The following is a 23196-nucleotide window of genomic DNA, read 5'->3' as shown; positions in this document are numbered from 1 at the left end:
GCCGTGAAGTTCCGGATAGACACCTTCACATTGTTGTTGCTGGGCGCCATTGTCCTGGCGTCTTTCCTGCCGGTAACCGGAAGTGCTGCCGATGCCCTGGCGACCACCGGCACCATTGCGGTTGCGCTGCTGTTCTTTTTTCACGGTGCGGCACTGTCACGACAACAGATTATTGACGGCGCCACCCACTGGCGGCTGCACATCCTGATCACTTCCCTCACCTTTGTGTTCTTTCCGCTGGCAGTACTTCCGGTCAACGCACTTAGCGGCATAGCACCGGACTGGATGCCGAAAGACCTGGGGCTGGGATTCCTCTACCTGGGGGTGCTGCCTTCAGCGGTGTCCTCTTCCATTGCCTACACCGCCATGGCCAGGGGCAATGTGCCGGCAGCCATCTGCAGTGCGGCCGCCTCCAATGTGTTTGGCATGATGCTGACACCGTTTCTGTTGCTGTTGCTGGTTTCCACGTCTGGCACCGGCGAATTTGCGGTGCTTGAAGCACTCAAGGACATTATCCTTCAGTTGCTCTTGCCGTTTGCGGTGGGCCACGCCCTGCGGCCCTGGCTGGGCGGGTTCCTGGGCAGGAACGAGAAGTTGATGGCACGCTACGATCAGTGCGTTATCTGGATTATCGTCTATTCCGCCTTCTCCCACTCTGTGGTCAGCGGGCTCTGGCAGAACCTGCCGGTTCAGGCCATTGTGCTGGCGATTGTCCTCTGCTTCGGGTTGCTGGCGCTGTTTATGCTGATTGCACGGATGATGGTGAGAAAACTGGGCTTCAGCCTGGAAGACGAAGCCGCGGTGGTGTTCTGTGGCTCCAAGAAGAGCCTGGCGTCAGGACTGCCGATGGCCAAGGTGCTGTTCTCCGGCCACCCCGGGTTTGGCATGATCGTGCTGCCCATAATGTGCTACAACCAGATTCAGGTGATTGTAGGGGCCATCCTGGCCCAGAGGTACCGTGTAAAGATCGAGCAGGCCTCAGCCGCCGCCCATACCACCGAATAACGCGGCCAGAATTGCCAGCCCGACAATCCAGCCGATCACCGCCGGCCAGAAATTCATCATCTGCGGCGGCTGTTCGGCCTGGTTGTCAAAACCCTGGTCATCGGCCATTCCGGATTCCGGATAGTTTCTCTCATCCGGTTCCGGATTGGCTTCCTGCACGCTGAACCATTCAAACCAGTCCCCCAGAAAGCGGGCAACCGGTGCCGGGAAACTGCCGTTTTCGGCCATGGGCCGCACCTGGTGCTCCAGCTGGCTGGCAATCTCGCGCCGTAACGGCATCTGATCTGCTGGCGGTTCACACAGTATCGCCTTCCAGATATTTACATCCTGCTGTCGGTCGTTGTCGTTCAGCAGTGCACGAACCTGGATAATCACCTCACGGACGATCTGGGCGTCGTTACCATCCATTGGGGCTGTCGATTCCGGGGCATCTGCAGCAGCAACCCGAGGCTCAGGCCGTGATTCAGGCTCAGACGGTGCCTTTGCCGCCGACGGGGCATGGCCCGTTGCTTCCTGGTAGGCCTGCCTGAGGGCTTCGGCTTCGTGGTCAGAGGCGAACTTCATCTGTTGTTCGTAAGCCTGCCGTATCCGCTCCCGGTTATCGGTTGGCTCGATACCCAGAATGTCCCAACAATTCATAAATTCGCAACTCCGGTCATGGAAGATTTGTAATGTTTCTCGAGACAAATCGCCCGATCTACCCTACGATTAGGCAATAAACGCAACTAATCTGCCCGCTCGGCAAATTATAGAACGACACCCATGCCCATTACGAATTACCTGGCGGCAAACCTGCCCCGAAAACCGGCACTTTCAGCCCGATTTACGCTCGGCTTGTTGGCTGTTTCCATAACTGCTGCTGTTGCGCCACAGGCACTTGCCCAAAGCGAGCCGGAATTCAGCAATGGGTTCTACGCCGGTTTCAATGAAGACATCCCGGAAGTACTTACCACTACGCGGTTACGCCAGCCAAAAACCCGGGTTCCCGGCAGCACCACCGTGATCGATGGCGACCTGATTCGCAACCTGGGCATTGTTAACCTGTACGAAGTGTTCCGCCTGGTGCCCGGCATGGTGGTCAATTTTGTTGGCAGCCACACACCGGTAACCACCTACCACGGCACCGTTCACTACGAGCAGCGCCGCATGCAGGTCCTGGTGGATGGCCGCACGGCGCACCGGGCCACCCTGTCGGATATGGACTGGGAAACCATGCCGGTGCCGCTGGAGATGATTGAGCGTATCGAAGTAGCCAGGGGCCCAAACTCGGCCGCCTACGGCATTAATGCGTTTCTCGGCACCATCAACATCATTACCCGGGACCCGGCTGACACCGGTGGCGCCGAGTTCAAGGTTACCCGGGGCTCGCGGGGGCACCTGAGAACCTTCGGCTCCGTCGGCAATACGGGGTCTGACTATGACTGGCGCCTGACTTACGAAAAGCGCAAGTTCGACGGCTTTGACTATCAGATTGAAGGGGATGAGCAGGTGCCGTTTTCCGACGGCCATGACATCAATTCCTTCACCTACGATTCACGTCTTCAAATAAACAGCCAGGCCGACCTGGAGTTTCGCGGCGGCGTGGTCGATGGCACCAATAACCAGGATCGCTTCAAAAGTGGCGAGCTGGAGCCGCTGGAAAACCCGGATATCGAAGTCAGGGATTTCTACCTGCAAACCCGGTTTAACTACGCCACGTCAGACCGGCATTTTTCCACATCCAGGCCGCTGTCGAGAACTTTGATCGCCGGCAGGCCTACGCCGTTTCCTTCCCTGACAATACGGCCCAGTGCCTGCGCAACGGAACTCCGCTTTACGAATATACCTACTTCGACAATGGTGATGACCGTGAACGACTGTGCTTTACCAGCAGCGGCGGAGAACGGGCATTTGCTACGGTGAACGCCAACTCCGAAGACACCCGCCTGGAATTTGAGTTTCAGGACACCCTGCTGTTCAGCGACAACCTGAAGCTTGTTTCTGGCGCTGGCTTCCGCAAAGACACCTATCGCTCGGAAACCTACTTCAACGGCCATGGCAACAGCTATCAGTCCCGCTACTTCGGTAACCTGGAATACACTCCGATCTCCTTTATGACCCTGAACGCCGGCGGCAACTGGGAACACACCAGCACCACCGACGAAGGCTATTTCTCACCTCGCGTCGCTGCCAACTTCACGCTGAGCAACCGCCATGCGCTGCGACTGGTCTATTCCGAAGTCGTGCGTACACCGGATGAATTCGAACAGAACCCCGACTGGGGTTACACACTGTCGAATGTGCGGCCGGCGATCTATTCAGACCTCGAGGGTTTTCGGGTGGATACCTATGCAGCTGCGGAAGACCTGGATGTTTTAACTCTTGGCAAAGACTTGCAGGAAGAACGCATAACCTCCCGTGAAATAAGTTATTTTGGCCAGTTCCCGATGGAGTCCGCATTGTTTTCACTTGAGGTCCGCGGCTTCAAGGACGAGCTCAGGGATATGATCAGCGGCGTACTGCAACTCAAAGAATGGACCATCGACAATAACGTGGCGGTCGACCAAAAGGGCTTCGAGGTAGAGGCGTCCCTGGACTTCCCGGGCACCACCCTCCGGGCCAGCTACGGCTACCTGGACCAGGACACATGGTACTCGGGCACTCCGATTATCGGGGCGGACGGCAATGTCGACACCGATACCCAGGACAAGGCAGCAGCCCTGCTCACCCGCATGTCTGTGCGCCATTCAGGCAGCCTTGCCGCCATCCAGAATTTGCCACTGGGGTTCCGGTTCGCCTCGGCGTTTTACTGGGCAGACGAGTTCAATACCCAGTTTGAACGTATAGACACCCGGGTCAGCAAGAGCTTTTTCGGCCCGCGATACAGCGCCGAACTGGCATTCACCGTGCAGCACTACTTGAACCGGGATCCGGAGCTAAGCTCCGACAATAATATCGAAGACCATAACCAGTTCTTTGTCGAAGCCGGTCTCCGGTTCTGATGGAAACAGAACGCACCCATGATGTATGTCGACACCAGCCAGGAAGGTATGACAATAACCGTGCATAAATCTTTGCGACATTCACTTGGCATGGCCTTCTGGCTATTGCTTTGTTTTTTATGGATGGGCTCGAAAGTTCAGGCGGCCGCAATCACACACCCGGTGGCCTACATTGAAGGCTCAGGCAATGCCGCGCTGGACCAGCATATGACCAACCTGGTCAGCAAGGAGCTGGATGGCCGGGTTGACCTGGTGCCCCTTGAAGCAAAGCATTTGCCCGTAGCCTCGGGCAGACCGGTTATAGCCATAGGGCCCGCAGCCTTTTCGGGGCTCCTGGATAAGGAAGTCACGGCACCGATTATCGCCTTACTCGTGGAAAAGCAGGCGATAGAGAATTACCTGGACAAGACCGGGGAGCAGCTGACCGCAGTGTTCTACGACGTGCCGCTACTGCGCCAGGCGCTGACGGGCAAGGCGATCCTCCCCCAGGCTACCCGCGTCAGCGTGCTGGCCACCCTTGATTCAGCAGACATGTATGAGCCTTTGATCGAACAGTTGCCGGCTTACGGGCTGGAAGGCCGAATGTTTATCGTCAGCAGCGACGACCAGCTGATTCCAAGCCTTAACCGCGCCCTGACCTACGGTGACTTTGTACTGGCGGGGCTGGATGACAAGATCTACAACCCCCGTAACATCAAACATATCCTGCTGACCGCCTACCGCCGTAATCGAATCCTGATCGGCCCCAGCCAGGCCTACGTCAAGGCCGGCGCCCTGGCATCCAGCTACGCACCTTTTACAACCATGGCAAAACAGACCGCGGATTATTTGCGGGCATTCTTTGAAACCGGAAAGCTGCCGGCACCCGCCTATCCGGATGAATATCGCGTAGAGGTCAACCAGCAGGTCGCACGCTCCCTGAACATTCCCCTGCCCGACCGGGAATGGATTGCACAGGCGGTTGACCGCTTCATCCAGGAACAGCAGGGGGCCGGAGAATGAGTCGCCCGGAGCAAAAGTCCGGCATGTCGCTGTCCCGCCGGCTATTGATCGGAGTGTTGCCAGCAGCCGTGATGTTTGTGGTGCTGATGGCGTTCTTTACCTCGGCCCGGCTGGAGGATTCGCGCCGTGACCTGGCTGAAAGCAGCCAGCTGTTCGCGGACAGCCTGGCACCAGCCCTTGAATACGCCGTGGTTTCCGGTAACCGCGGGGCCCTGGAACAGGTTCTGCGGCAGTCGCTCCGGCGCAGCAAGGCGGAGTGGCTCCGGGTAACGGATGTGGTTGGCGAAGAAATCGGGTTTGTGGGCAATAGCACCGAATCTGGTGATCGCACCGCGGGCTCACCAATGATCTATTCTGCAGAGATACTGCAGGAACCGGTCGAGCTTTCCTCAGGAACGGACTGGCGGGCGGGCCAATGGAACTTCAGCACCGGCTCACTGCGTGTGGGCACCCTTGAGGTAGCTGTCAGCCCCCGTATCCTGGAAGAAAGACAGCAGGAAGTGCTGTGGTCATCGTTATCGGTGGGCATTGCCATGCTGTTATTCACCATGCTGTTGGTGAATCATTTTCTCAGCGCTATTTTCCGTGCTATCAGCCAGTTATCCGGCCGGGTAAACCTGTTGATGCAGGGGGATTATGAAGAACAGCCCATCGAAACTCACGGAGGAGGCCGCGAAATTGCCAGTATCCAGCAGCAGCTGAACCAACTGGCCCTGCATCTGGGGCAAGCCCGGGAATCCCGGGAAAAGACCCTCGCCCTCTCGGAAACGGCCAGGGAAAAGGCTGAATATGCCAGCCAGGCCAAGTCCGAGTTTCTGGCCGGCATGAGCCAGGAACTGCGAACACCCCTGAAAGGTGTGCTGGGTATGATTGACCTGGTACACGAGGAGCCGTTAAGCAAACAGCAGATGGATTATCTGGAAACTGCCCGCAAGTCTACCCAGGATTTGATGACGGTTATTTCCGACATGCTGGACTTGGCGCAGATGGAAAACGGTCACTTTGAACTGGCGCACCAGGAGTTCGACCTGCGCAACCTGATCAGTAACTGTGCGGCTTCGTACCGCCTTGCGGCCGAGCAACAAGGGCTGATGCTGGAGCTGCACTTTCAGGGAAGCTGGCCGGAAAAGGCCCTGGTTCTTGGGGATTCTGCCCGGGTTCGGCAGGTTCTGGCGGGCTTGCTGGGGAACTCACTCAAATACACCACAGACGGCTATATCAGCGTCAGGGCGAGCTGGTCATCCGCTGATGGCAAGCAAGCGGTGCTCAACTGCACAGTCAGTGGTTTCGGCTCGAACAATGCGGGCCAGAGGCTCGACAACCTGTTGCCGCACTATGAACAGTCGCTGGCAGGAACCGCAACCCGCATGCACATCAGCAGCGGGCTGGGTTTATCCATGGTGCAGCGGCTGGTAGAGCTGATGGGAGGCCACGTCCAGGTCGATACCGACCTTGGACAGGGAGCCTATTTCCGCTTTGACCTGCCCTTCCAGCTATCCGGTGAGGATTAAGCCACCGGCTCCCGCATGGTGACAAACTCCTCCGCAGAGGTAGGGTGAATGCCGATGGTGGAATCGAACTGGGCCTTGGTGGCTCCGGCCTTGATGGCCACCGCCAGGCCCTGGGTGATTTCACCGGCATCCGGGCCGACCATGTGGGCGCCCAGCACCTTATCAGTCTCTTTATCGACCACGAGCTTCATCAGGCAGCGCTCTTCACGGCCACTCAGGGTGTATTTCATAGGCCGGAATTCTGACCGGAAAACACTCACCTGATGGCCCGCTTCCCTCGCCTCTTCTTCAGTCAGGCCCACGGTACCGATATTCGGCTGGCAGAACACTGCCGTCGGGATAGCGCTGTAATCCATGTCGCCCTGTCCATCGCCAAACAAACGGCGTGACAGCACCATGGCCTGCGCCAGGGCGACCGGGGTCAGCTGCGGCGTTCCGATCACATCACCCAGCGCATACACGGACGGTACAGCAGTCTGAAAGTGGTCATCGACTTTCACATGGCCCGACGCCGTCAGCTCCACACCGAGACCGGTCAGACCAAGCCCGTCCACCAGCGCACGACGGCCCGTTGCCGCCATAACCAGCCCGGTTTCAAGGGTGTCGCCATTACTGAGGTTGACCTGGTAATGGTCGTCTCTGGATTCCACCGAGTTGATGGTTACGCCAAAGCGCAGATCCACGCCTTTCTTGCGCATTTCCGTTTCGGTAAAGCGGCGAACGTCGCCATCGAAACCGCGCAGGAACAGGTCACCCCGGTACAGCAAGGTGGTTTCCACACCCAGGCCCGCCAGAATGCCGGCGAATTCAACGGCAATGTAGCCGCCACCCCAGATCACCGCGTGCCGTGGCAACTGAGGCAGGTAGAACATGTCATTGGAGGTAAGCAGGCATTCCTTGCCGGGGATATCCGGCACTACCGGCCAGCTGCCGGTGGCTACGGTAATGTGTTTTGCGCTGTAGGTCTTGTCACCGACGGCAACGGTGTTGGGGCCCTGAAGGCTGGCCGTGCCGTTGATAATTTCAACACCGGCGTTTTCCAGCAGTCGGCCATAGATGCCGTTCAGGCGCTCGATTTCGGCATTCTTGTTGGCCACCAGGGTTGGCCAGTCGAAGCTTACGTCGTCTGTGGGGATGTTCCAGCCATAGCCGGCGGCGTCTTCCAGCTCTTCCCTGACGTGCGCCCCGTAAACAAACAGTTTTTTCGGAACACAACCAATATTCACACAGGTACCGCCCAGGTGGCGGGATTCCACAACCGCTACCCGCGCGCCCCGCTGGGCAGACATTCTTGCCAGCCGCACTCCACCGGAGCCGGCGCCAATCACTATCAGGTCAAAATCGTGGCTGTCAGACACTGTATCTCCCGCTCTACATGATGAATCTGTATCGGATACTATCAGTTACCAGCCAATCATATCGCAAGAGTCAGTCGTACGGACACCGTTCCCGGTTCATTACCACGATCCATGGAAGCCTGGTCAATAATCACGCCATGATTTCCGTTCATTGTCTCGAGCCAGGCAGCGACTTCGGCAAACGGTACGCCTTCCAGCCACACGCGGATTGCACTATCGCCGCTGGGCTCAAAGCGCTGAAGCGCCAGCCCCGCTTCACCGGCAGACCGGGTAACCAGGGCCATCAGCTCACGGCCGCTTTCAGGCTTGTCTGCGTTAGCCGAGCCACTCGCCGGTGCCCCGCTGGAGCCCAGCCGTTTGATTGTGGCTTCATTCGCCTGCATCCAGGCCAACAATTCGCCGGCATTCTCACGGCTGGCCCGGGCTTTTTCGTTGAACGCAGACGCCGGCGCCCAAACTGCGAAATACAGCACGGCCAGCAGCAAAGCCACCACTAGCACGACCAGTGCCTGGCGGTCCCGGGAAGGCAGCTGGTCGTACTTTGCAATCAGTTTACCGACCGCCGGCTGATCCTTGATTCTTGCCCACATGCTCTTAACCTCCGGAAACAGTCAGCCGGCCACGGGCGCCTGTTGCTTCATTCACCACCGAGCCAATCTGGGCCTGCAGCCCCTGATTGGCCAGGCCGTTACGTAAACGGCTCAGGCGGTCGTAGTTGTCGGCCCGCACATCCACCACCAACTCGCCACGGGTTCGGCTGTAGTTGATGGAGTTAAAGGTGATGGCGCTGGCATTCGGTACACGGCTGTACTGGTCACCGGTAAATTTCATCAGCGTGATGAAATCAACATCCTGGCTACCCGACCCCGCAACCCGCAGCTGGCCTTCGATCACCCGGCGCACATTGCCGGCATGGGTTCGACGGTCGCCAGGAAAGGCTTCCCGGTAGACCGCCATGGCCTGGCCCTGCAGTTCCTCAGCCTTTTGCTGGTGATAGAAGCCCATACCCACCTCCAGTGCGACCTGAACCACAAACCAGACGGCGGCAACCGCAATCAGCGGCTTCCAGGGCTTGAGCGGGCTGGCACCGGATGTCTCTACAGAAAACGCACCCTGGCAAAGGTTGACCGGCTGGGACAGGTGTTGATGGTGAGCCCAGGCCAGCAGTTCCAGCACCGAGAATTCCAATGGCCTGGTTTGTACCTGCAACCGGCCACTGCTGCCGGAGAATTCACTGATTGCGCCCTGCCAGCTGTCCAGGTCTGTTTCAGTACCAAACGCCTGTACCGGAATTTCCGCCACTACCTCGTCTTCCGACGGCGTCGCCATGGTCATGGCAAACAGTGGCAGGTTGTCGGCCTGCATGCGCAGCCATTCGCCACGCTGGCTCAGCAGCATCACAGACTCGCCATCCAGGCACAGGCTCCAGCCTCCGTCGGTGGCTGGCAGCAGTGCCGCATCCGGATAGATGGCATCGAGGCGGACGTGTTGCCAACCGCTGAACAGTTGCTGCCAGCGCGCCATTTGCAGGTTGTCGATAGCCGCTACCTGATAGCCGTCCGGCGTGTGGCGGCCAAGGGCCAGGTGCACCGTTTCGATGTCCTGCGCCACCTGTTCTTCTACCGCAAACGGCAAGGCCTGCTGGATAAAACGGCTCTGCCTGGCGGGGATATCGGCCACACAGAAGGTGGTTTCATCACCGGGAATCAGCCCGATGAGAATGACTTTTTCCAGCGCGTTCTGCGCCAGGGTCTGCTCGATGTGTTCGCGGGTGCTGACCTCGCCATGGGCCTGGGTATCACCACTGGCATCCTGCAGAACCCAGTCAAACAGCTGGGCGTCCGGATTCTGCTCCGGATCCGCAAACGGCGGCAACGGCCGTGCATACAGGCGGTAAGACATGGTTATCCTTCTGAGAACGTAAAGGGTTCTTTTGTGATCCGGTTTTTCTGTCCGGTATCCCTGTGAACTGTCCGGACTTCACCCTCGGGATTGCGAAACACCGTACTGACCATATTAACGACACGATTATCGTAGGTAATCCGTGATACAACTTCAAAAAACCGCGTTTGCAGCGTAAGGCCGGCTGGCTTCAGGCCAAGGCCGGAAAACTCGGACAATGCGAGAAAATCCTGGAGATCCTCGAAACGCTCCTCTTCGCGCTGGGCCACGATAGACTGGGCCTGGGCCTCGTTCAGCTCATTGTGCAGCGACATCAGCACCGGCACCGTAGCCGAGTTTACATTGATACCAATTCCACTGACCGGAACCGCTGTCACATGGGGCCTTAATGCCACATAGATTTCTTCGGTCATGCCCTCGATCAGCCGCAATTCGGTGATAGAGACATAGGGCTGGTTCGCAGTTCGGAACGGTTGATCGGCCATCAGGTACTGGCCATCTTCGGCACCGTACGCGCTCACGGTCTGGTCGTCCGAATCGATCCAGTCAATCAGCGCATCCACGTTCAGCCCGGTAATCCCCAGGGCTACGAATAGCCGGGTCAGGCGGTCTTTGGTGAGTGTATCCACCTGCCCGTTGGTGGTCACCAGGTCGTTCAGGTTTATGCGCCCACCCAGGTCGTCAATCTGAACTTCGGCCACACCGTTTTCATCCAGCGGCAGTATGGCAGCGTTCATGGCCCAGAACTCGTCGGGGCTGTCGACCATCAGGCTGTTTTCCCGGTCTTCCTCGAAATCCCTCACCAGGATCCGGCGGGCGAATTCCTCGGCGCCAAGGGCAATGTTGTAACCTTGCTGCTGGGCCAGGTAGTGGCCGGCCTTGAAGACCCGAAGGCTCTGCTGACGGGTCATACCGGAGGCCAGCATGACCACCAGGGCCATGGCCAGCAGCACCATGATCAGCGCCACGCCTTTCTGGTTCCGGAAAAGCATCAGCTACCCCCTCCGTCTTGGGTAGCGGCCTGTTCTTCCGCTTCTTCTTCATCCGTGTCGGACTCTGCGGCTTCAAGTTGCTGGTTGATCACGCCCTGGGCTTGCTGGGGATCAAAATCCGGCAGGGTAAAAGTTCTCACCAGTTCACCAAAGCGCTCGTGCTCCAGGGTAACTTCCATGCCCCGGGGCAAGGCGATATCGGGCCGGGCACCCGGAGACAAACCCGCCAGGGCTTCGTCATCCGGCCATTGTTCATGGCGGTTACCGTCGGCATCGATAAAACGGACTTCGAATTCGGTCACGTTCTCAAGCAGCAGCAGGTCCCGGCTGGAATCCTCCTGGCCTTCATCCACCACCGGCCAGTAACGCCGGCGCAGTTCGCTACCGGTAAACTCCCAGGCAGACCGCTGCAGACCACTGCGCCGCAGCCCCAGGGGATTGCGCCAGCCCTGCCGGGTAATCATCAGTGCAAAGGCGTCGTCCCGGGTGGTCAGTGCAGGTGAAAAGTCGCCGTACACATCCCGTACCGGCCGGTTAACAACCTGGGTGATATCCCGTTCCAGCAGCAACATGGCCTTCTGCAAGCCATCGAACTGCTCGGCAAGCTCGTTCACCCGGTCCCGGGAATTGACTACGCCGTTAACCACCTGCCACACGCCCAGGCCGATAACCGCCGTAATGGTGACGGCAATCAGAACTTCCATCAGGGTGAAGCCCTGCTGGTGCGGCAGAACCGGTTCTTTAAGAGGCGTCATTTCTCCCCCAGAAAGGCAGAGAGTGTATGCACAGAAAACGGCTCGCTCTGGCCATCCGGGTACTTGGCCACGGTCACTTCCACCCGGCGCATGGTCGGCTCGGCGGTACCCAGCACCACGGTCGTTACCCGCCAGCGGTAGTTGCCGTAGTCGGTATCCTCAGAGTTATCCGAGATATCCGGTAGCTGTTCCTGCAGGCGCAGTTCGTTCACGCGGTTTTCAGCCAGCCAGCCGGCCAGGGTTTTGTCCCGCACCCGCTCGAAACTGGAAATATAATTGCTGCCCACCTCCGCTGCCGCCGTGGCAATCAGGCCGAACACCAGCAGTGCCACAAGAACTTCCAGCAAGGTAAAGCCACGATTCCGGTTTACCATTCGTCTTCCCCGGCACCCGGCTGTCGCCATTCCATAGGCGAAATGCCGTCTGAGGCAAGCACGTGCATGCTCTCGGTCTCACGGCCCATGGTAAATTCGATTTCGAACGGCGTGGTTTCGCCACTGGAGAAGAACACAAGGTCTGGCCGGAGTTCATCTTCGGCACTGGTCAGGCGCGGGGCGTCGTTCTCGACGTATTGGGTAACCGTCAGCCATTCCGGCAGGGTTCGTTTGCGGTACATGCGCTCGGCAGGTGGTTTCCATTCCCCGGATTCGTCCTGGAAGGCGACAAAGCGGTAGCCGTCTTCCTCAAACAACAAACCCAGCTCCAGGTTGTTCAGAACCGCCTGCTCCGAGGCGGTCTGCATCAACAGGTAAAGGTCCCTTACCTGGCTTTCCAGTTCGCGCTGCTGGGAGCTGCCGGCCATATTGAACACGGCAAGGGCTGCCAGCAGCCCGACAATAATCAGGACAACCAGTATTTCGATCAGCGTAAAGCCGGCTTGGTTCGCCCTGTTGCGCACAATCGCTTACTTCCCGGTGTTCCAGGCGCTGATATCGGCTGCATCGCCCTCACCGCCTTCGTTGCCGTCAGAACCGTAGGAGTACAGATCATAGGGGCCTTCCCGGCCCGGGCTCACGTACTGGTACTGGTTGCCCCAGGGATCTTCCGGCACGCCCTTCAGGTAACCGTCGGCATTCCAGTTTTTCGGTTCCGGGCTGCCACTGGGCTTGCTCACCAGCGCTTCCAGGCCCTGCTGGGTAGACGGGTAATGGCTGTTATCCAGGCGGTACAGGTCGAGTGCGTTGGCAATGTTGCTCAACTGGGTTTCGGCAACGGTTACCTTGGCCTGGTCACTGCGGCCCATGATGTTCGGCGCCACGATGGCCACCAGCAAGCCCAGGATGACCATAACCACCATGATTTCAATCAGGGTGAAGCCCCGGCTGCGTGCAATGTTGGCGTTGTCGATGTTTTTCATAGTTTCACTCATGTCAGACCTGTGTTTTCCCTGTTTTACTTCTGTGCGGTGGGGCTGTCAGCCCACCAGGTTACTCATGTTCAGAATCGGCAGCATGATGGCCAGTACGATAATCAGCACCACTACGCCCATCACCAGCAGCATCAGTGGCTCGAATAAGCCGACAATCGCGGCAATCTTGGACTGCAGCGTGTTCTCCTGCATCCGCGCGGTGCGCTCGAGCATGCTGTCGAGCTCACCACTGGCCTCGCCACTGGCAATCATGTGCAACATCATGGGCGGGAAATAGCCGGTCTGGTCCAGGGAACGGTGTAACGAGCCACCTTCACTGACCTTTCGTGCCGCTTCCCGCAGTTCCCGGCGCAGGTAATCGTTGGATAACACCTCGCCGGCGATTTTCATGGCTTCGACCAGGGGCACGCCACTGGTCGTCAGAATGCTGAGTGTGCTGGCATAGCGCGCCGTGTTAACGCCCCGAACCATGCCGGCAAACAGCGGCAAGTGCAGCAGCTGCTTGTGGAATTTCATCCGGAATGCCGGTTTGGTGATCGCCACCCGGAAGCCGATGATGGCAATCACCAGCAGTATCAGAAGATAGACACCGTAAGAGCCGAGAAATTCCGAAACCGACAGCATCGCTACCGTCAGCCCCGGCAGGTCCTGGCCCTGCTTGAGGAATACTTCGATGATATCCGGCACCACGTAGGTAAGCAGAAACACCACAATGGCGATGGCCACCACGCTCAGTATGATCGGATAGATGGCTGCGAGCTGGATTTTCTGTCGCGCTTCCTGGCGGCTTTCGGTGTAGTCCGCAAGCCGGTTCAGTACCAGGTCCAGGTGCCCGGCGTGTTCACCGGCGGCTACTGTTGAACGGTACAAACGGGGAAAGGCTTTGGGGAACTCCCCGAAACTGTCCGCCAGTGTGTAGCCTTCCATGACCTTGGCCCGGATGGCGATGAGCATACTGCGAATGCGAGGCTTGTTGGACTGCTGGGCGGCAGCACTCAAGGCCTGTTCGATGGGGATACCCGACTGAATCAGCGTTGCCAGCTGCCGGGTTACCAGGGCAAGGTCTGCCGCGCTCAGGGAACCACGACTGCTCAGCGGGTTGTTGCGGGCCTGTTTTTCGACCGCCGGCGTTACCGCCAGTGGCGTAAAGCCCTTTTCGCGAAGTTGCTGGCGTACCGCCCGGGGCGCGTCCGCTTCCAATACCCCTTGCTTCTGCTTGCCCCGAGGGTCCAGTGCCTTGTATTCGTACGCTGGCATGGATTACTGGCTCCGGTGGGTTACGCGCAGAACTTCTTCCACGGTGGTTACGCCATTCAGGATTTTCTGAACGCCGTCGGAATGAATGCTCGGGCTGTGCAGCCGTGCTTCCCGCTCCAGGTCGAGCTCCCCTGCCCGTTTATGGATCAGGCTGCTGATCTCTTCCGTTATTTCCACCACTTCATAGATGCCTATACGCCCTCGGTAGCCCAGTTGGTTGCAATGCTCGCAACCCTTGGCGCGGAAAATCGTTGGCGGATTGGCCGGGTCCTGCTGCAGGAACTGGCAATGTTCTTCGGTCGGGATATAGGGCTCCCGGCAGTGGGTACAAAGCACCCGCACCAGCCGCTGGGCGACAATGCCCACCAGGCTGGAGGAAATCAGGAACGGCTCGATGCCCATGTCCATCAAACGGGTAATGGCGCCTACAGCGGTGTTGGTGTGCAGGGTGGACAGCACCAGGTGGCCGGTCAAACTCGCCTGCACGGCGATCTCGGCGGTTTCCAGGTCCCGGATTTCACCAATCATCACCACATCCGGATCTTGCCGGAGAATGGCACGCAGGCCACGGGCAAAGGTCATATCAACCTTGGGGTTTACCTGAGTCTGGCCAATGCCCGGCAAATTGTATTCGATGGGGTCTTCAACGGTCAGAATATTGCGGGTGCGGTCGTTAATTTCCTGCAGCGAGGCGTACAGCGTAGTGGATTTACCGGAACCCGTCGGGCCGGTGACCAGCATGATGCCGTAGGGGCGGTGTATCAGCTTGCGCAGAACCTTGAGGTCTTGCCCGGCCATGCCGAGGGATTTCAGGCGAATGGTGCCTGCCTGCTTGTCGAGCAGACGCAGCACAACCCGCTCGCCACTGGACGACGGCATGGTAGATACCCGGATATCCACTTCTCGGCCCGCTACCCGAAGGGCAATACGGCCATCCTGGGGCACCCGCTTTTCGGCAATATCCAGCTTCGCCATAACCTTGATACGAGACACCAGCAACGGCGCCAGGGCCCGCTTGGGCTGCACCACTTCCCGCAACACGCCATCGATACGGAACCGCACAACCAGCTGCTTTTCGTAGGTTTCGATGTGCACGTCCGAGGCATTGGTTTTCACCGCCTCGGTGAGGATGGCGTTGATCAGCCGGATAATCGGCGCGTCGTCTTCCTGCTCCAGCAGGTCTTCGGTTTCCGGCACGGAATCGGCCAGCGAGGCCAGGTCCATATCATCGCCGATGCCTTCGACCATCTGCATGGCTTCGGCGGAATCATTCTGGTAGGCCGCGTTCAGCGCCTGGTCAAAGCGGTCGGCTTCAATGGTGGTAAAGCGGGCCCGGCCACCACTGATCCGGTTGGCCTCGGCCAGCGCAGTGTGGGAAGCCCCCGGTTTTACCAGAATGACCGCCTCGCCATCGTCGTTACGGGTAAGGATTACCCCGTTACGCTTGGCAAAGGTAAAGGGAAGTCGGCCCAGCGGAGCATCCTGCGGCTGAATTTCGGTCTCGGTGGTCAAGCTCTTCCTCGTTTAAATCCGTCAGGTCACGATTGTTGTTATAGGCCAGGTTCCTGGCGCTGGCAGCAATGCCCGAAAAGGTACCACAGGAATGGGAACCACTGAACAACTCTGTACACTATACTGCCACTAATTCATTGCAGTCTGATAACCTGTGAGCTTTTTAGGATTTTCGACTTTTATCGCAATCAGGAACGCCGATGTTTGCACTTGACCGAAGGATTCCACTGTTACTTGCGCTGGCAGCCGCACTGGCCATGGTCGGCCTCACCGGCTGGCAAGGCTACCGGTTCTGGCAGTCTGAAACCCGCCAGGGTGCGCCGGTAGCAACGGCTGCAAATGGCCCCGAAAGCAGTGGTCCGGAAGTGCCAGCCGTTGACCTGGCAAGCCTTTCGCTGTTTGGCACCCGCACCAGTGGCGATGGCCCGGCGGTAACCGATACTGAAAACCTGCCGGAAACCAACCTGCGGCTGTCTCTGCGCGGTGTGCTGGCCGCAGATGGCGATTTCCCGGGCAGCGCCCTGATTGAAGACGACAAAAACGACACCGAAGCCTACCTGGTGGGTGACGAGTTACCCGGCAACGCCAGGCTCCGTACCGTATTCGCCAACCGGGTTGTTATCGAACGGGCCGGCAAGCTGGAGAACCTCTACTTCCCGGAAAACGAAGACCGCACCCGCTTTGAAGTTGCCAGTTCCAACCAACCGGAGCCCGCCATGGAGACCCAGCCGGTTCGCCAGGCCGCTCCCCGCCCCGCCGCCAATAACAGCAGCTCCGCCAGTGACCAGCAGCGCCGTGAGGAAATCCGCCAGCGGCTGGAGCAATTACGACAACGCCTGCAGAACAACAACTGAGGCCGGCCATGGCAGCGGTAATCGTTCACCGTGTTCGCCGCTCACTTCTGATCCCGTTGCTGTTGCCGGTGATTCTGGGCATTTCCCTCGCAAGCGCCATTAATCTGAGCGATCGCCTGATGGACTACGTGCTTCAGGAATTCGGCCTGGAAGCGCAGCAACGGTTACAAAACTGGCAACGGCTGCATGGCCTGGCTATCAACGCCCCCATCGATCGCAAGCTGCACCTGGTCAACTCCTTTTTCAACCGGGCGGAGTTTGTCAGTGACCAAAGCCACTGGGGCGAGGAAGACTACTGGGCGACCCCGGTGGAACTGCTGACCACTAACGGCGGCGACTGCGAGGATTTCTCCATCGCCAAGTACCTGACCCTGCGTGCCATGGGGGTGCCCGACGAACAGCTGCGCATTGTCTATGTTAAAGCGCTGGAACTTAACCAGGCCCACATGGTGCTGGCCTGGTACAAGACGCCGGATGCCGAGCCGCTGGTTCTCGACAACCTGATAAATCACATTAAACCTGCGTCACAACGCACTGACCTGGAACCGGTTTACAGTTTTAACGGTGAAGGCTTATGGCTGAACCAGCAGTCTGGGGTGCGCAAACGGGTCGGTGATGCGGAAAAGCTTGAACACTGGCGCAAACTGAACGAAAGGCTCGAACAGCAGCTCAGGCCTTAGGGCCGGATGCCTCAGGCTCCCAACCGCCACCCAGCGCCTTGTAAAGATCCACTGCGGCAATCAGCCGGTTCAGCCGAACCTGGCTCAGTTGCTGGCGGGCATCGAATACGCTGCGCTGGCTCTCGAGCAGGGTGAGTAAGTCATCCGCCCCTTCCCGGTAGCGGATTTCCGTTAACCGCAACGTTTCTTCCGCCTGCTCCAGAATGCTTTGCAGCCGTGTTTCCTGCACTTTGTACAGTGCCTCCCGATCCAGGGCATCGCCCACTTCCTGGAAAGCCGTCAATAAACTGGCCCGGTAGGTTTCCAGCAAGGCAACCCGGCGGGATTCGGAAATCTCCACGGTATTGCGGCGCTGTCCGCCATCAAACAGGGTCTGGCTTAACCCCAGCACGGCGCTTGCCGTTCGCAGCGGGTCCGACAGGCTGAAAAAGCTGTCGGTAGACGCACGCACTGCACCACTCAGGGATAGTGAGGGTAGCAGTGCGGCCCTGGCCTGCTCGATGTTGGCACTGGCGGCGGCTAAACGCGCTTCCCCGGCAGCCAGGTCCGGCCGGCGGGTAACGATGCTGGCGGGGGTTTGAGGGTCGATCGCCGGCACAGACACATTCAGAAGTGCGGCCCGGGGCTCAGCCTCGGTGAATGGATAGTCACCGGTCAACAAGCGGAGTGCCGCCAGGCGCTGCCGGGCCAGGTATTCCAGCGGAGGCACGGCATTTTTGAGGTTCAGCACGGCCGTTTGCTGCCGTGACAGCTCGGAACGGTCCGCCACACCGTTTCGGTAGCGTGCCTCAACCAGTTTCAGCGTCCGCTCGCCCAGTTCCAGGTTCTTCCGGGCTACCTCAACCCGCTGCTGTAACTCCTGCCATTCGAACCAGGTGCTGGCCACAGACGCGGCGAGGGTTATCCTGGCAGCATCGTAGTCGTAACGGGTAGCCTCAAAATCGGCCAGGGCCGCGGATTCTGCGGCCGACAAGCGGCCCCAAAGATCCACCTCATAATCTACAGACACACCCAGGCTGGTTGAGCCCCCGGTTACCCTGTCCTGCCCCGACACCTGACTGAGGGTCGGCAACGATTCTGACGCAATCCTCCAAAATTTGCCTTAACCTATTGTATTTAAATTATTTTGGCGTTGTAGCTCATGGGTGAAACCTGCCGATCAAAATCAAGCGTATAATCGCCAAATCGGTTGATATGGTCCGTGCGGTATGGGGCCAGCCCTTTGAGAATATCGTGATCAATATGATGACCGCGCTCTTTGAGATCTTTAAGGGTTAACGTCATCGACTCCACATTGTGAAGAATGACCAGGTTGGCCACCAAGTGGTTATATTTGATCACCTTCCGTTGCTCGTGACGGATATTCTCGGCGATCACCCCTCGCCGCCGAAGAACAGCCATTTCACGAACTGGTTGAACTCTTCCGTTTTGTTCGTCTCCGCATGAATGGTTCGCCGCAACTCCACGCTGCCAATGTAGTCCAGAAGAAAGGTTGTCCGAACGACCCTCCCCAGTTCCCGGAAAGCAAAGTAGAGTTTGTTCTTGAGGCTTGCGGTACCTAAACGTCGCAGTACCGTAGACGGTGCGATTTTTCCAGCCTTAATCGATAGCGCCACCCGGAGCATGTCCGGCACATGGGTTTCAATCAGTTTCCAGTTGATAGTCTCGCTGAACAAAGCATTGATGTGCTCATACCGTTGGCGTTTGTCAGACTTGTAGAACACCAGCTGCTTCAGATTCCGGATGCGGGGCATCAGGTTGATACCCAGCAGGTAAGCCAACCCGAAGACGGGCGCACTTTGCGCCTGAGTATCGCCATGCAAGGTGTCAGGCTGGATATCGGAGTCGTTTTTGATCAGTCCATCAAGGATGTAAATGGCCTCATAAACGCCGCAAGGAATGAAGTGGCTGAACAGCGCGATGTATTTGTCCGAGACGTGGTAGTAGCCCACCCCGCCATAGCCACCGTACCGTATGTGGTATTCCGATAGCAGATTCTGTTCGTACAGGTTCCATTTTGTGCCATCGGCGGCGGCCCGCTGGCCAGTTCCCCAGTGTCGCGGCAGCCGGTAGCGGTTGTAGGCATTGATAACCTGTACAATCGCCTGCTCCAGGCGCTCTTCGGTGACGTGCCGCAGGTTGAGCCAGGACACCTGCCGGCGATTAAGCGTCGTGATGGATCGCGCGGTCTGAGTTGGCCCGAGATTGCAGCCATAGCAAAATAAGGTCGAAACAAAGCGGGTACGGGGGTCGTCCAGCTTGCCCTCAAATCCGGAAAGTGGCCCAAAGCGTTTGTGGAGGCCCAGCCATTTTTCGGCTTCCACCAGGATGTCGAGAATGTTCTTTTCGGGCATATTTTGGGATAACTGCTTATCAATCTCAGCTAACCCATCCGGAGGCGCTCTACGGCGGTGCTTCCGGATCACCAGATCTTCACCATGGAAGACGGCGTATTCATTCTCCGGGAAGCCACGGTCAATGCGGTCGGCCGTTTCGCTCAACCGGGAGTGGGCTTGTACCACAAAAGCGGCTGGGTCGGATTCGATATCAATCATCGCACTGTAGTCCGCTATCTGGGCATCATAGACACTCCAATCCACCAGCTGATCGCGGTAGTCACTGTACTGGTCGCTATTCGCGACCGCGAGATCGCCGGAAATCAGTTCACGCTTCACCTGTGTCAGTACGCCCAGCTCGAAATACTTCCGGTAGACCATCCCGGGGGGCAGCTGGCTTGGCCCGGTCCCCAATACCAAACGGCGCCAACGCTCCGGTAGCCAGGACACGTCGACGGGTTGACTACTGAGGACAAGGCATTCCTTACGGCTGTGCCGGTGCTTTTTCAGAGTCGCAATCGCCTCAATCAAAGATTGATCGTGGCTGGTTGCCGCCAGATCCAGTAGTTCAAGGCAATTGAATAACAGGGGGCGTAACGGGCGGTAGGGTTGCAGCATGAACGGGATGAAGTTATTGCCAGCATAGGCCATGTGTTCCTCACACTCTGCCAGTAATTCATCAGGATCGCTCTGGATGGCAGCCGCCACTCGGGCACCTCGCTCGGAGTCCGTTGGCGCTTCCTGGACGGCGGTCAGTACGTCACGCAGTTGAGCCACCAGCCTGTCCATGCGTTTCATGTGATCCAGGTGATACTGGTTCAGGTTGGCTTCTGCCTTGGTTTTGATGTTGCGCATCTTGCGAACAAAGATGTCGACCGCATCGTCCATCGCGCGACGCAATTGGGCATGGACCAGCAGAACCATCAAAGCGTAGCGTTTGGTGCTTTGCATGGCCTTGATGTTGGCCGCGCCCAGCGCTCGTGCTTCCAGTATGAAGTGGTGATATTTGGCGGCGGGAATGTGATCAACAGCGGGCAATTGTTGACACCAACCCTGAAGCCATTCCAGGTGCTGAAGATACTTCTTCACTTCCGTATTGGTCGGCTTTTTGGGTTCCTGTTTCAACTTATGCCAACTGGTATGAGGGGAATCATCCGGCACTTGCAGCAACTGGTCAAATTCGTTTTTTTGATGCGCTGTCAAACCCACATTGAGCGTCCGAAAGTAACCGGTATTGACCGTGCTGCGAGCCTGACGCGCGGTCCGTTGCAACGTTGAAAAACCCGGTAACTCAAAACGCTGGCGCACCAGCTCTTCAATCACCACATTGATGATGTCCGCCAGGTCCTGCTTGGTGGTGGCCGCTTCACGCGCTAGTTCCCGTACAATTGCCTTGCCTTCAACGGTGAACGCCTTGATGCCCACCTGTTGACGAACCGTCTCCAGCATCCGCTGACGGGCGCCGCCATTGCGGTCGTAGACCCTGAGCTGGCTCAATGCGAGATGTGAAAGGTCGTCGCACGCCAGAATGTGCGTTGTAATGGATTGGGGAACGGCTTTGAGATGGACAAAGTAGCCCAGACGCTGCACTGTTTTCAGGAGAATGAGTAGGGCGCCACGAGCAGCCGGAGTTCGACCGTGCTTTCGGGCAAAGGATCGTTCCTGGGTAGAGGGTGTATAAATTTCTGCCAGTTCTTGATCCGAGACCACCGCCTTCAATCGCGGATAGGCGGTTTCATGGAGGCTACTCATACGCAGTTCTTCGCTATGGGGTTCCAGTGAAAGGCATTAGCCCACAGTACTTTCGCTCTTGAGGGGGGCATTGCTTATAGTAGGCAGCAATTCGTCAAGACCAAAGGAACCGCCCGTTATTTTGTGAACGCCACGCTCGCTTTACGTTACGGGATTATTCGGTCATCGATCGCCGGTTCCCCGATTTATTGAATCGTTACACCACACCGCAGACTGATTCGAGCTATGGCCATTGAGCATCTTTCCCCCCCCACTGATCATTCACACCTACCAACGCCTTTCTAGTGCCCAGCTAATCGCTCTGGCAGGGACCGGGCTAACGACGGTGGCGCTGGCGCCGCTGGCCCATGACTGACGGGCGGCAGTGCGGGCCAGGTGCTCGGCATTGCGCTGGCCCTGAAGATGATTGCCTACGCCCTAATAGCACCTCTGTTTGGGGCTGTTGCCCAAAAACTTCCCCGCCGTACTCTGCTGGTCACACTGGACATTCTGAGGGCCTGCGGGGTTGCCCTTTGTCACTGAGGTTTGGCAGGGGGCCCACTCTGGCTAGGGTAGGTACAAAATTTTCGCCCAACCCCTTCATGTAATGACGCAATTAAGGGGCACGAGATATTGCCCTCTTGGGCGCAGCACCGATCAACCATGGCGCTCAGTAAAACCTCAATTTGCTGTAGCTTTTCGATCTTCCCACGTACGTCGTGCAACTTGCGCTCCGCGAGAGTGCTGGCTTCCTGGCAGTGGGTGCCGTCTTCGAGTCGGAGCAGGTCGCTGACCTCATCGAGACTGAAGCCTAACTGCTGCGATGTTTTCACAAAGCTCAACCTGCCGATATCGCTGGGACCGTAGCGTCGAATACCCCCGAGAGGACGCTGGGGCTCAGGTATTAACCCACGTCGCTGGTAGTAGCGGATGGTCTCAACTGAGACGTTCGCCGCCTTAGCCAGCCCCCCGATGGTCAATGAGTTCATTTCATCCGGCATTTGCCTTGACTCCGTAGTTGACTACGGCCTCAAGCTTAACCTATCGAACAAGGCCGTAGAAGGTGTAATTGCAATATCAGAGTTGAATTCCGAGTCACAATCCGGTCGCGAGTCGTTAATCGCAGGCGGGGTTGCAGCCTGCTCGCGTCGGCCTGCTGTCTGGGCACCTTGGCCCTGATCGCCCTGGGGGGTTCCGGTGCCTGGATCGGCAACCTGGCGAAGTCTGCGAGGTACCGCAAGTGCGCACCGCTTCGAGACACCCCGCTACCTAGGTATCGACGAGCTGTACCTGAACCGCCGCTACCTCTGCATCCTGACCAACCTGGAGGAGCGTACCTTGTTAGACCTGCTGCCCGGTCGTCAGCAGGAGGCAGTGACGAAGCGGCTCATGAGCATGACCGAGCGCGACAAGATCGAGATCGTCAGCATGGACATGTGGAAGCCATATCGCCGTGCCGTCCAGGCGGCGCTGCCACAGGCCCGCATCGTGGTCGATAAGTTCCATGTTGTGCGTATGGCCAACGAAGCCCTGGAGAAGGTCCGCAAGGGGCTCAGGAAGGAGCTGAAGGCCAACCAACGCCGAACCCTCAAGGGTGACCGGAAGACCTTGCTGAAGCGGGCTCACGACGTCTCCGACCGCGAACGTCTCATCATGGAAACCTGAATGGGGGCCTTCCCCCAGCTCCTGGCAGCCTACGAGCACAAGGAGCGGTTCTACCACATCTGGGACTGTGCCAGCCGGCGAGATGCTGAGCAGGCGCTGGCTGCCTGGATTGACGACATCCCAGTCACCAATGCCTTCACGGAGTCGATCAACCGGCTGGCCAAGGACAAGAACCGCGATGGCCGGGGCTACTCATTCGAGGTGATGCGGGCCCGGATGCTCTACACCACCAAGCAGGGGTCAGTTCACGAAACGGAAAAAATTGTACGCTAAGCCTTTGGCATCA

General features: G+C 58.1%; 20 protein-coding genes and 4 pseudogenes. 10 read left to right on the top strand and 14 right to left on the bottom strand.

The genetic code is table 11. From position 1 onward, the window contains the following. Positions 1–3 precede the first annotated feature (3 nt). A complete protein-coding gene (locus AC13DJ_RS11055) occupies positions 4–1005 on the top strand; it encodes a bile acid:sodium symporter family protein (RefSeq protein ID WP_288373332.1) in 1002 nt (333 codons plus the stop codon). Here AC13DJ_RS11055 and AC13DJ_RS11050 read toward each other — a convergent pair. After that, positions 979–1644, bottom strand: a complete 666-nt coding sequence (locus AC13DJ_RS11050) for a J domain-containing protein (protein ID WP_474540750.1) — start codon at positions 1642–1644, stop codon at positions 979–981. The genes AC13DJ_RS11055 and AC13DJ_RS11050 overlap by 27 nt on opposite strands. A 123-nt stretch (positions 1645–1767) precedes the next feature. On the opposite strand from AC13DJ_RS11050, the gene AC13DJ_RS11045 reads away from it, so the two are divergent. From AC13DJ_RS11045 to AC13DJ_RS11030, 4 genes are read left to right on the top strand one after another with little or no spacing between them, the layout of a single operon-like run. Next, positions 1768–2907 carry a TonB-dependent receptor gene (locus tag AC13DJ_RS11045; protein ID WP_482933652.1) on the top strand — a complete coding sequence of 380 codons (1140 nt, stop codon included), beginning with the start codon at positions 1768–1770 and terminating at the stop codon, positions 2905–2907. Next, positions 2799–3986 carry a TonB-dependent receptor plug domain-containing protein gene (locus AC13DJ_RS11040; RefSeq protein ID WP_482936978.1) on the top strand — a complete coding sequence of 396 codons (1188 nt, stop codon included), beginning with the start codon at positions 2799–2801 and terminating at the stop codon, positions 3984–3986. The genes AC13DJ_RS11045 and AC13DJ_RS11040 overlap by 109 nt, the downstream gene beginning before the upstream one ends. Before the next feature lie 18 nt (positions 3987–4004). Then, positions 4005–4988 (top strand): ABC transporter substrate-binding protein, encoded by a 984-nt coding sequence (locus AC13DJ_RS11035; protein WP_474539995.1) that lies wholly within the window; start codon positions 4005–4007, stop codon positions 4986–4988. Next, complete coding sequence (locus AC13DJ_RS11030; protein ID WP_474539994.1) at positions 4985–6499, top strand: sensor histidine kinase; 1515 nt, start codon at positions 4985–4987, stop codon at positions 6497–6499. Before AC13DJ_RS11035 ends, AC13DJ_RS11030 begins: the two co-directional genes overlap by 4 nt. Here the strand turns inward: AC13DJ_RS11030 and gorA are convergent. Genes gorA through gspE form a run of 10 tightly spaced genes read right to left on the bottom strand, consistent with a single transcriptional unit; the run spans position 6496 to position 15644 of the window. Beyond that, complete coding sequence (gene gorA, locus AC13DJ_RS11025) at positions 6496–7857, bottom strand: glutathione-disulfide reductase (RefSeq protein WP_474539993.1); 1362 nt, start codon at positions 7855–7857, stop codon at positions 6496–6498. The two genes, AC13DJ_RS11030 and gorA, sit on opposite strands and share 4 nt — an antisense overlap. 56 nt (positions 7858–7913) lie before the next feature. Then, complete coding sequence (gene gspM / locus AC13DJ_RS11020) at positions 7914–8447, bottom strand: type II secretion system protein GspM (RefSeq protein WP_474539992.1); 534 nt, start codon at positions 8445–8447, stop codon at positions 7914–7916. Between the two features lie 4 nt (positions 8448–8451). Beyond that, on the bottom strand, positions 8452–9759 hold the full coding sequence (gspL, locus tag AC13DJ_RS11015; protein ID WP_482933653.1) for a type II secretion system protein GspL: 1308 nt from the start codon (positions 9757–9759) through the stop codon (positions 8452–8454). A 2-nt stretch (positions 9760–9761) separates the two neighbouring features. Next, positions 9762–10751 carry a type II secretion system minor pseudopilin GspK gene (gspK, locus tag AC13DJ_RS11010; RefSeq protein ID WP_482933654.1) on the bottom strand — a complete coding sequence of 330 codons (990 nt, stop codon included), beginning with the start codon at positions 10749–10751 and terminating at the stop codon, positions 9762–9764. Next, positions 10751–11506 (bottom strand): type II secretion system minor pseudopilin GspJ, encoded by a 756-nt coding sequence (gene gspJ, locus AC13DJ_RS11005; RefSeq protein WP_474539990.1) that lies wholly within the window; start codon positions 11504–11506, stop codon positions 10751–10753. The genes gspK and gspJ overlap by 1 nt, the downstream gene beginning before the upstream one ends. Further along, the gene (gene gspI / locus AC13DJ_RS11000) at positions 11503–11880 is read right to left on the bottom strand and encodes a type II secretion system minor pseudopilin GspI (protein ID WP_058340963.1); all 378 of its coding nucleotides are present in this window, start codon (positions 11878–11880) and stop codon (positions 11503–11505) included. Before gspI ends, gspJ begins: the two co-directional genes overlap by 4 nt. After that, entirely contained in the window at positions 11874–12404 is a 531-nt protein-coding gene (gspH, locus tag AC13DJ_RS10995) for a type II secretion system minor pseudopilin GspH (protein WP_473801382.1), read from the bottom strand. Before gspH ends, gspI begins: the two co-directional genes overlap by 7 nt. A 6-nt stretch (positions 12405–12410) precedes the next feature. After that, positions 12411–12863, bottom strand: a complete 453-nt coding sequence (gspG, locus tag AC13DJ_RS10990; protein ID WP_058340998.1) for a type II secretion system major pseudopilin GspG — start codon at positions 12861–12863, stop codon at positions 12411–12413. 57 nt (positions 12864–12920) lie between these two features. Next, positions 12921–14132: a type II secretion system inner membrane protein GspF gene (gene gspF, locus AC13DJ_RS10985; protein ID WP_476130694.1), complete on the bottom strand. Its 1212-nt coding sequence runs from the start codon at positions 14130–14132 to the stop codon at positions 12921–12923. Between the two features lie 3 nt (positions 14133–14135). Further along, positions 14136–15644, bottom strand: coding sequence for a type II secretion system ATPase GspE (gspE, locus tag AC13DJ_RS10980; protein WP_482933655.1), 1509 nt, complete (start codon positions 15642–15644; stop codon positions 14136–14138). Between the two features lie 200 nt (positions 15645–15844). Here gspE and AC13DJ_RS10975 point away from each other — a divergent pair, with 200 nt between their 5' ends. Together AC13DJ_RS10975 and AC13DJ_RS10970 are read left to right on the top strand one after the other, a co-directional pair. After that, on the top strand, positions 15845–16498 hold the full coding sequence (locus tag AC13DJ_RS10975) for a type II secretion system protein N (protein WP_482933656.1): 654 nt from the start codon (positions 15845–15847) through the stop codon (positions 16496–16498). Between the two features lie 8 nt (positions 16499–16506). Beyond that, on the top strand, positions 16507–17178 hold the full coding sequence (locus AC13DJ_RS10970; RefSeq protein WP_482933657.1) for a transglutaminase-like cysteine peptidase: 672 nt from the start codon (positions 16507–16509) through the stop codon (positions 17176–17178). On the opposite strand, the gene AC13DJ_RS10965 is transcribed toward AC13DJ_RS10970, so the two are convergent. Beyond that, positions 17168–18250, bottom strand: coding sequence for a TolC family protein (locus tag AC13DJ_RS10965; protein ID WP_482933658.1), 1083 nt, complete (start codon positions 18248–18250; stop codon positions 17168–17170). The two genes, AC13DJ_RS10970 and AC13DJ_RS10965, sit on opposite strands and share 11 nt — an antisense overlap. 44 nt (positions 18251–18294) lie before the next feature. Next, positions 18295–21266, bottom strand: a pseudogene (locus tag AC13DJ_RS10960) (Tn3 family transposase). A gap of 232 nt (positions 21267–21498) precedes the next feature. Between AC13DJ_RS10960 and AC13DJ_RS10955 the strand changes: the two are divergent. Next, positions 21499–21798, top strand: a pseudogene (locus tag AC13DJ_RS10955) (MFS transporter); the annotation flags it as partial. On the opposite strand, the gene merR reads toward AC13DJ_RS10955, so the two are convergent. After that, entirely contained in the window at positions 21782–22246 is a 465-nt protein-coding gene (gene merR / locus AC13DJ_RS10950) for an Hg(II)-responsive transcriptional regulator (RefSeq protein ID WP_063091985.1), read from the bottom strand. The pseudogene AC13DJ_RS10955 and the gene merR sit on opposite strands and share 17 nt — an antisense overlap. A gap of 73 nt (positions 22247–22319) precedes the next feature. Between merR and AC13DJ_RS10945 the strand changes: the two are divergent. After that, a pseudogene (locus AC13DJ_RS10945) lies at positions 22320–22483 on the top strand (mercuric transporter MerT family protein); the annotation flags it as partial. Between the two features lie 7 nt (positions 22484–22490). Next, positions 22491–23174 (top strand): annotated as a pseudogene (locus tag AC13DJ_RS10940) (ISL3 family transposase); the annotation flags it as partial. Between the last annotated feature and the right edge of the window lie 22 nt (positions 23175–23196).

This window comes from Marinobacter sp. L-46 (assembly GCF_056859535.1).
This window is presented reverse-complemented; position numbering and strand designations above follow the sequence as displayed.

Bases quoted from the DNA above. Each gene is read 5' to 3' on its own strand.
- AC13DJ_RS11030 (WP_474539994.1), top strand. From the start codon at position 4,985: ATGAGTCGCCCGGAGCAAAAGTCCGGCATGTCGCTGTCCCGCCGGCTA.
- AC13DJ_RS11045 (WP_482933652.1), top strand. From the start codon at position 1,768: ATGCCCATTACGAATTACCTGGCGGCAAACCTGCCCCGAAAACCGGCA.
- merR (WP_063091985.1), bottom strand. From the start codon at position 22,246: ATGCCGGATGAAATGAACTCATTGACCATCGGGGGGCTGGCTAAGGCG.
- AC13DJ_RS10975 (WP_482933656.1), top strand. From the start codon at position 15,845: ATGTTTGCACTTGACCGAAGGATTCCACTGTTACTTGCGCTGGCAGCC.
- gspF (WP_476130694.1), bottom strand. From the start codon at position 14,132: ATGCCAGCGTACGAATACAAGGCACTGGACCCTCGGGGCAAGCAGAAG.
- gspG (WP_058340998.1), bottom strand. From the start codon at position 12,863: ATGAAAAACATCGACAACGCCAACATTGCACGCAGCCGGGGCTTCACC.
- gspI (WP_058340963.1), bottom strand. From the start codon at position 11,880: ATGGTAAACCGGAATCGTGGCTTTACCTTGCTGGAAGTTCTTGTGGCA.
- gspM (WP_474539992.1), bottom strand. From the start codon at position 8,447: ATGTGGGCAAGAATCAAGGATCAGCCGGCGGTCGGTAAACTGATTGCA.
- AC13DJ_RS11050 (WP_474540750.1), bottom strand. From the start codon at position 1,644: ATGAATTGTTGGGACATTCTGGGTATCGAGCCAACCGATAACCGGGAG.
- AC13DJ_RS10970 (WP_482933657.1), top strand. From the start codon at position 16,507: ATGGCAGCGGTAATCGTTCACCGTGTTCGCCGCTCACTTCTGATCCCG.
- gspK (WP_482933654.1), bottom strand. From the start codon at position 10,751: ATGCTTTTCCGGAACCAGAAAGGCGTGGCGCTGATCATGGTGCTGCTG.
- gspJ (WP_474539990.1), bottom strand. From the start codon at position 11,506: ATGACGCCTCTTAAAGAACCGGTTCTGCCGCACCAGCAGGGCTTCACC.
- AC13DJ_RS11035 (WP_474539995.1), top strand. From the start codon at position 4,005: ATGATGTATGTCGACACCAGCCAGGAAGGTATGACAATAACCGTGCAT.
- gspL (WP_482933653.1), bottom strand. From the start codon at position 9,759: ATGTCTTACCGCCTGTATGCACGGCCGTTGCCGCCGTTTGCGGATCCG.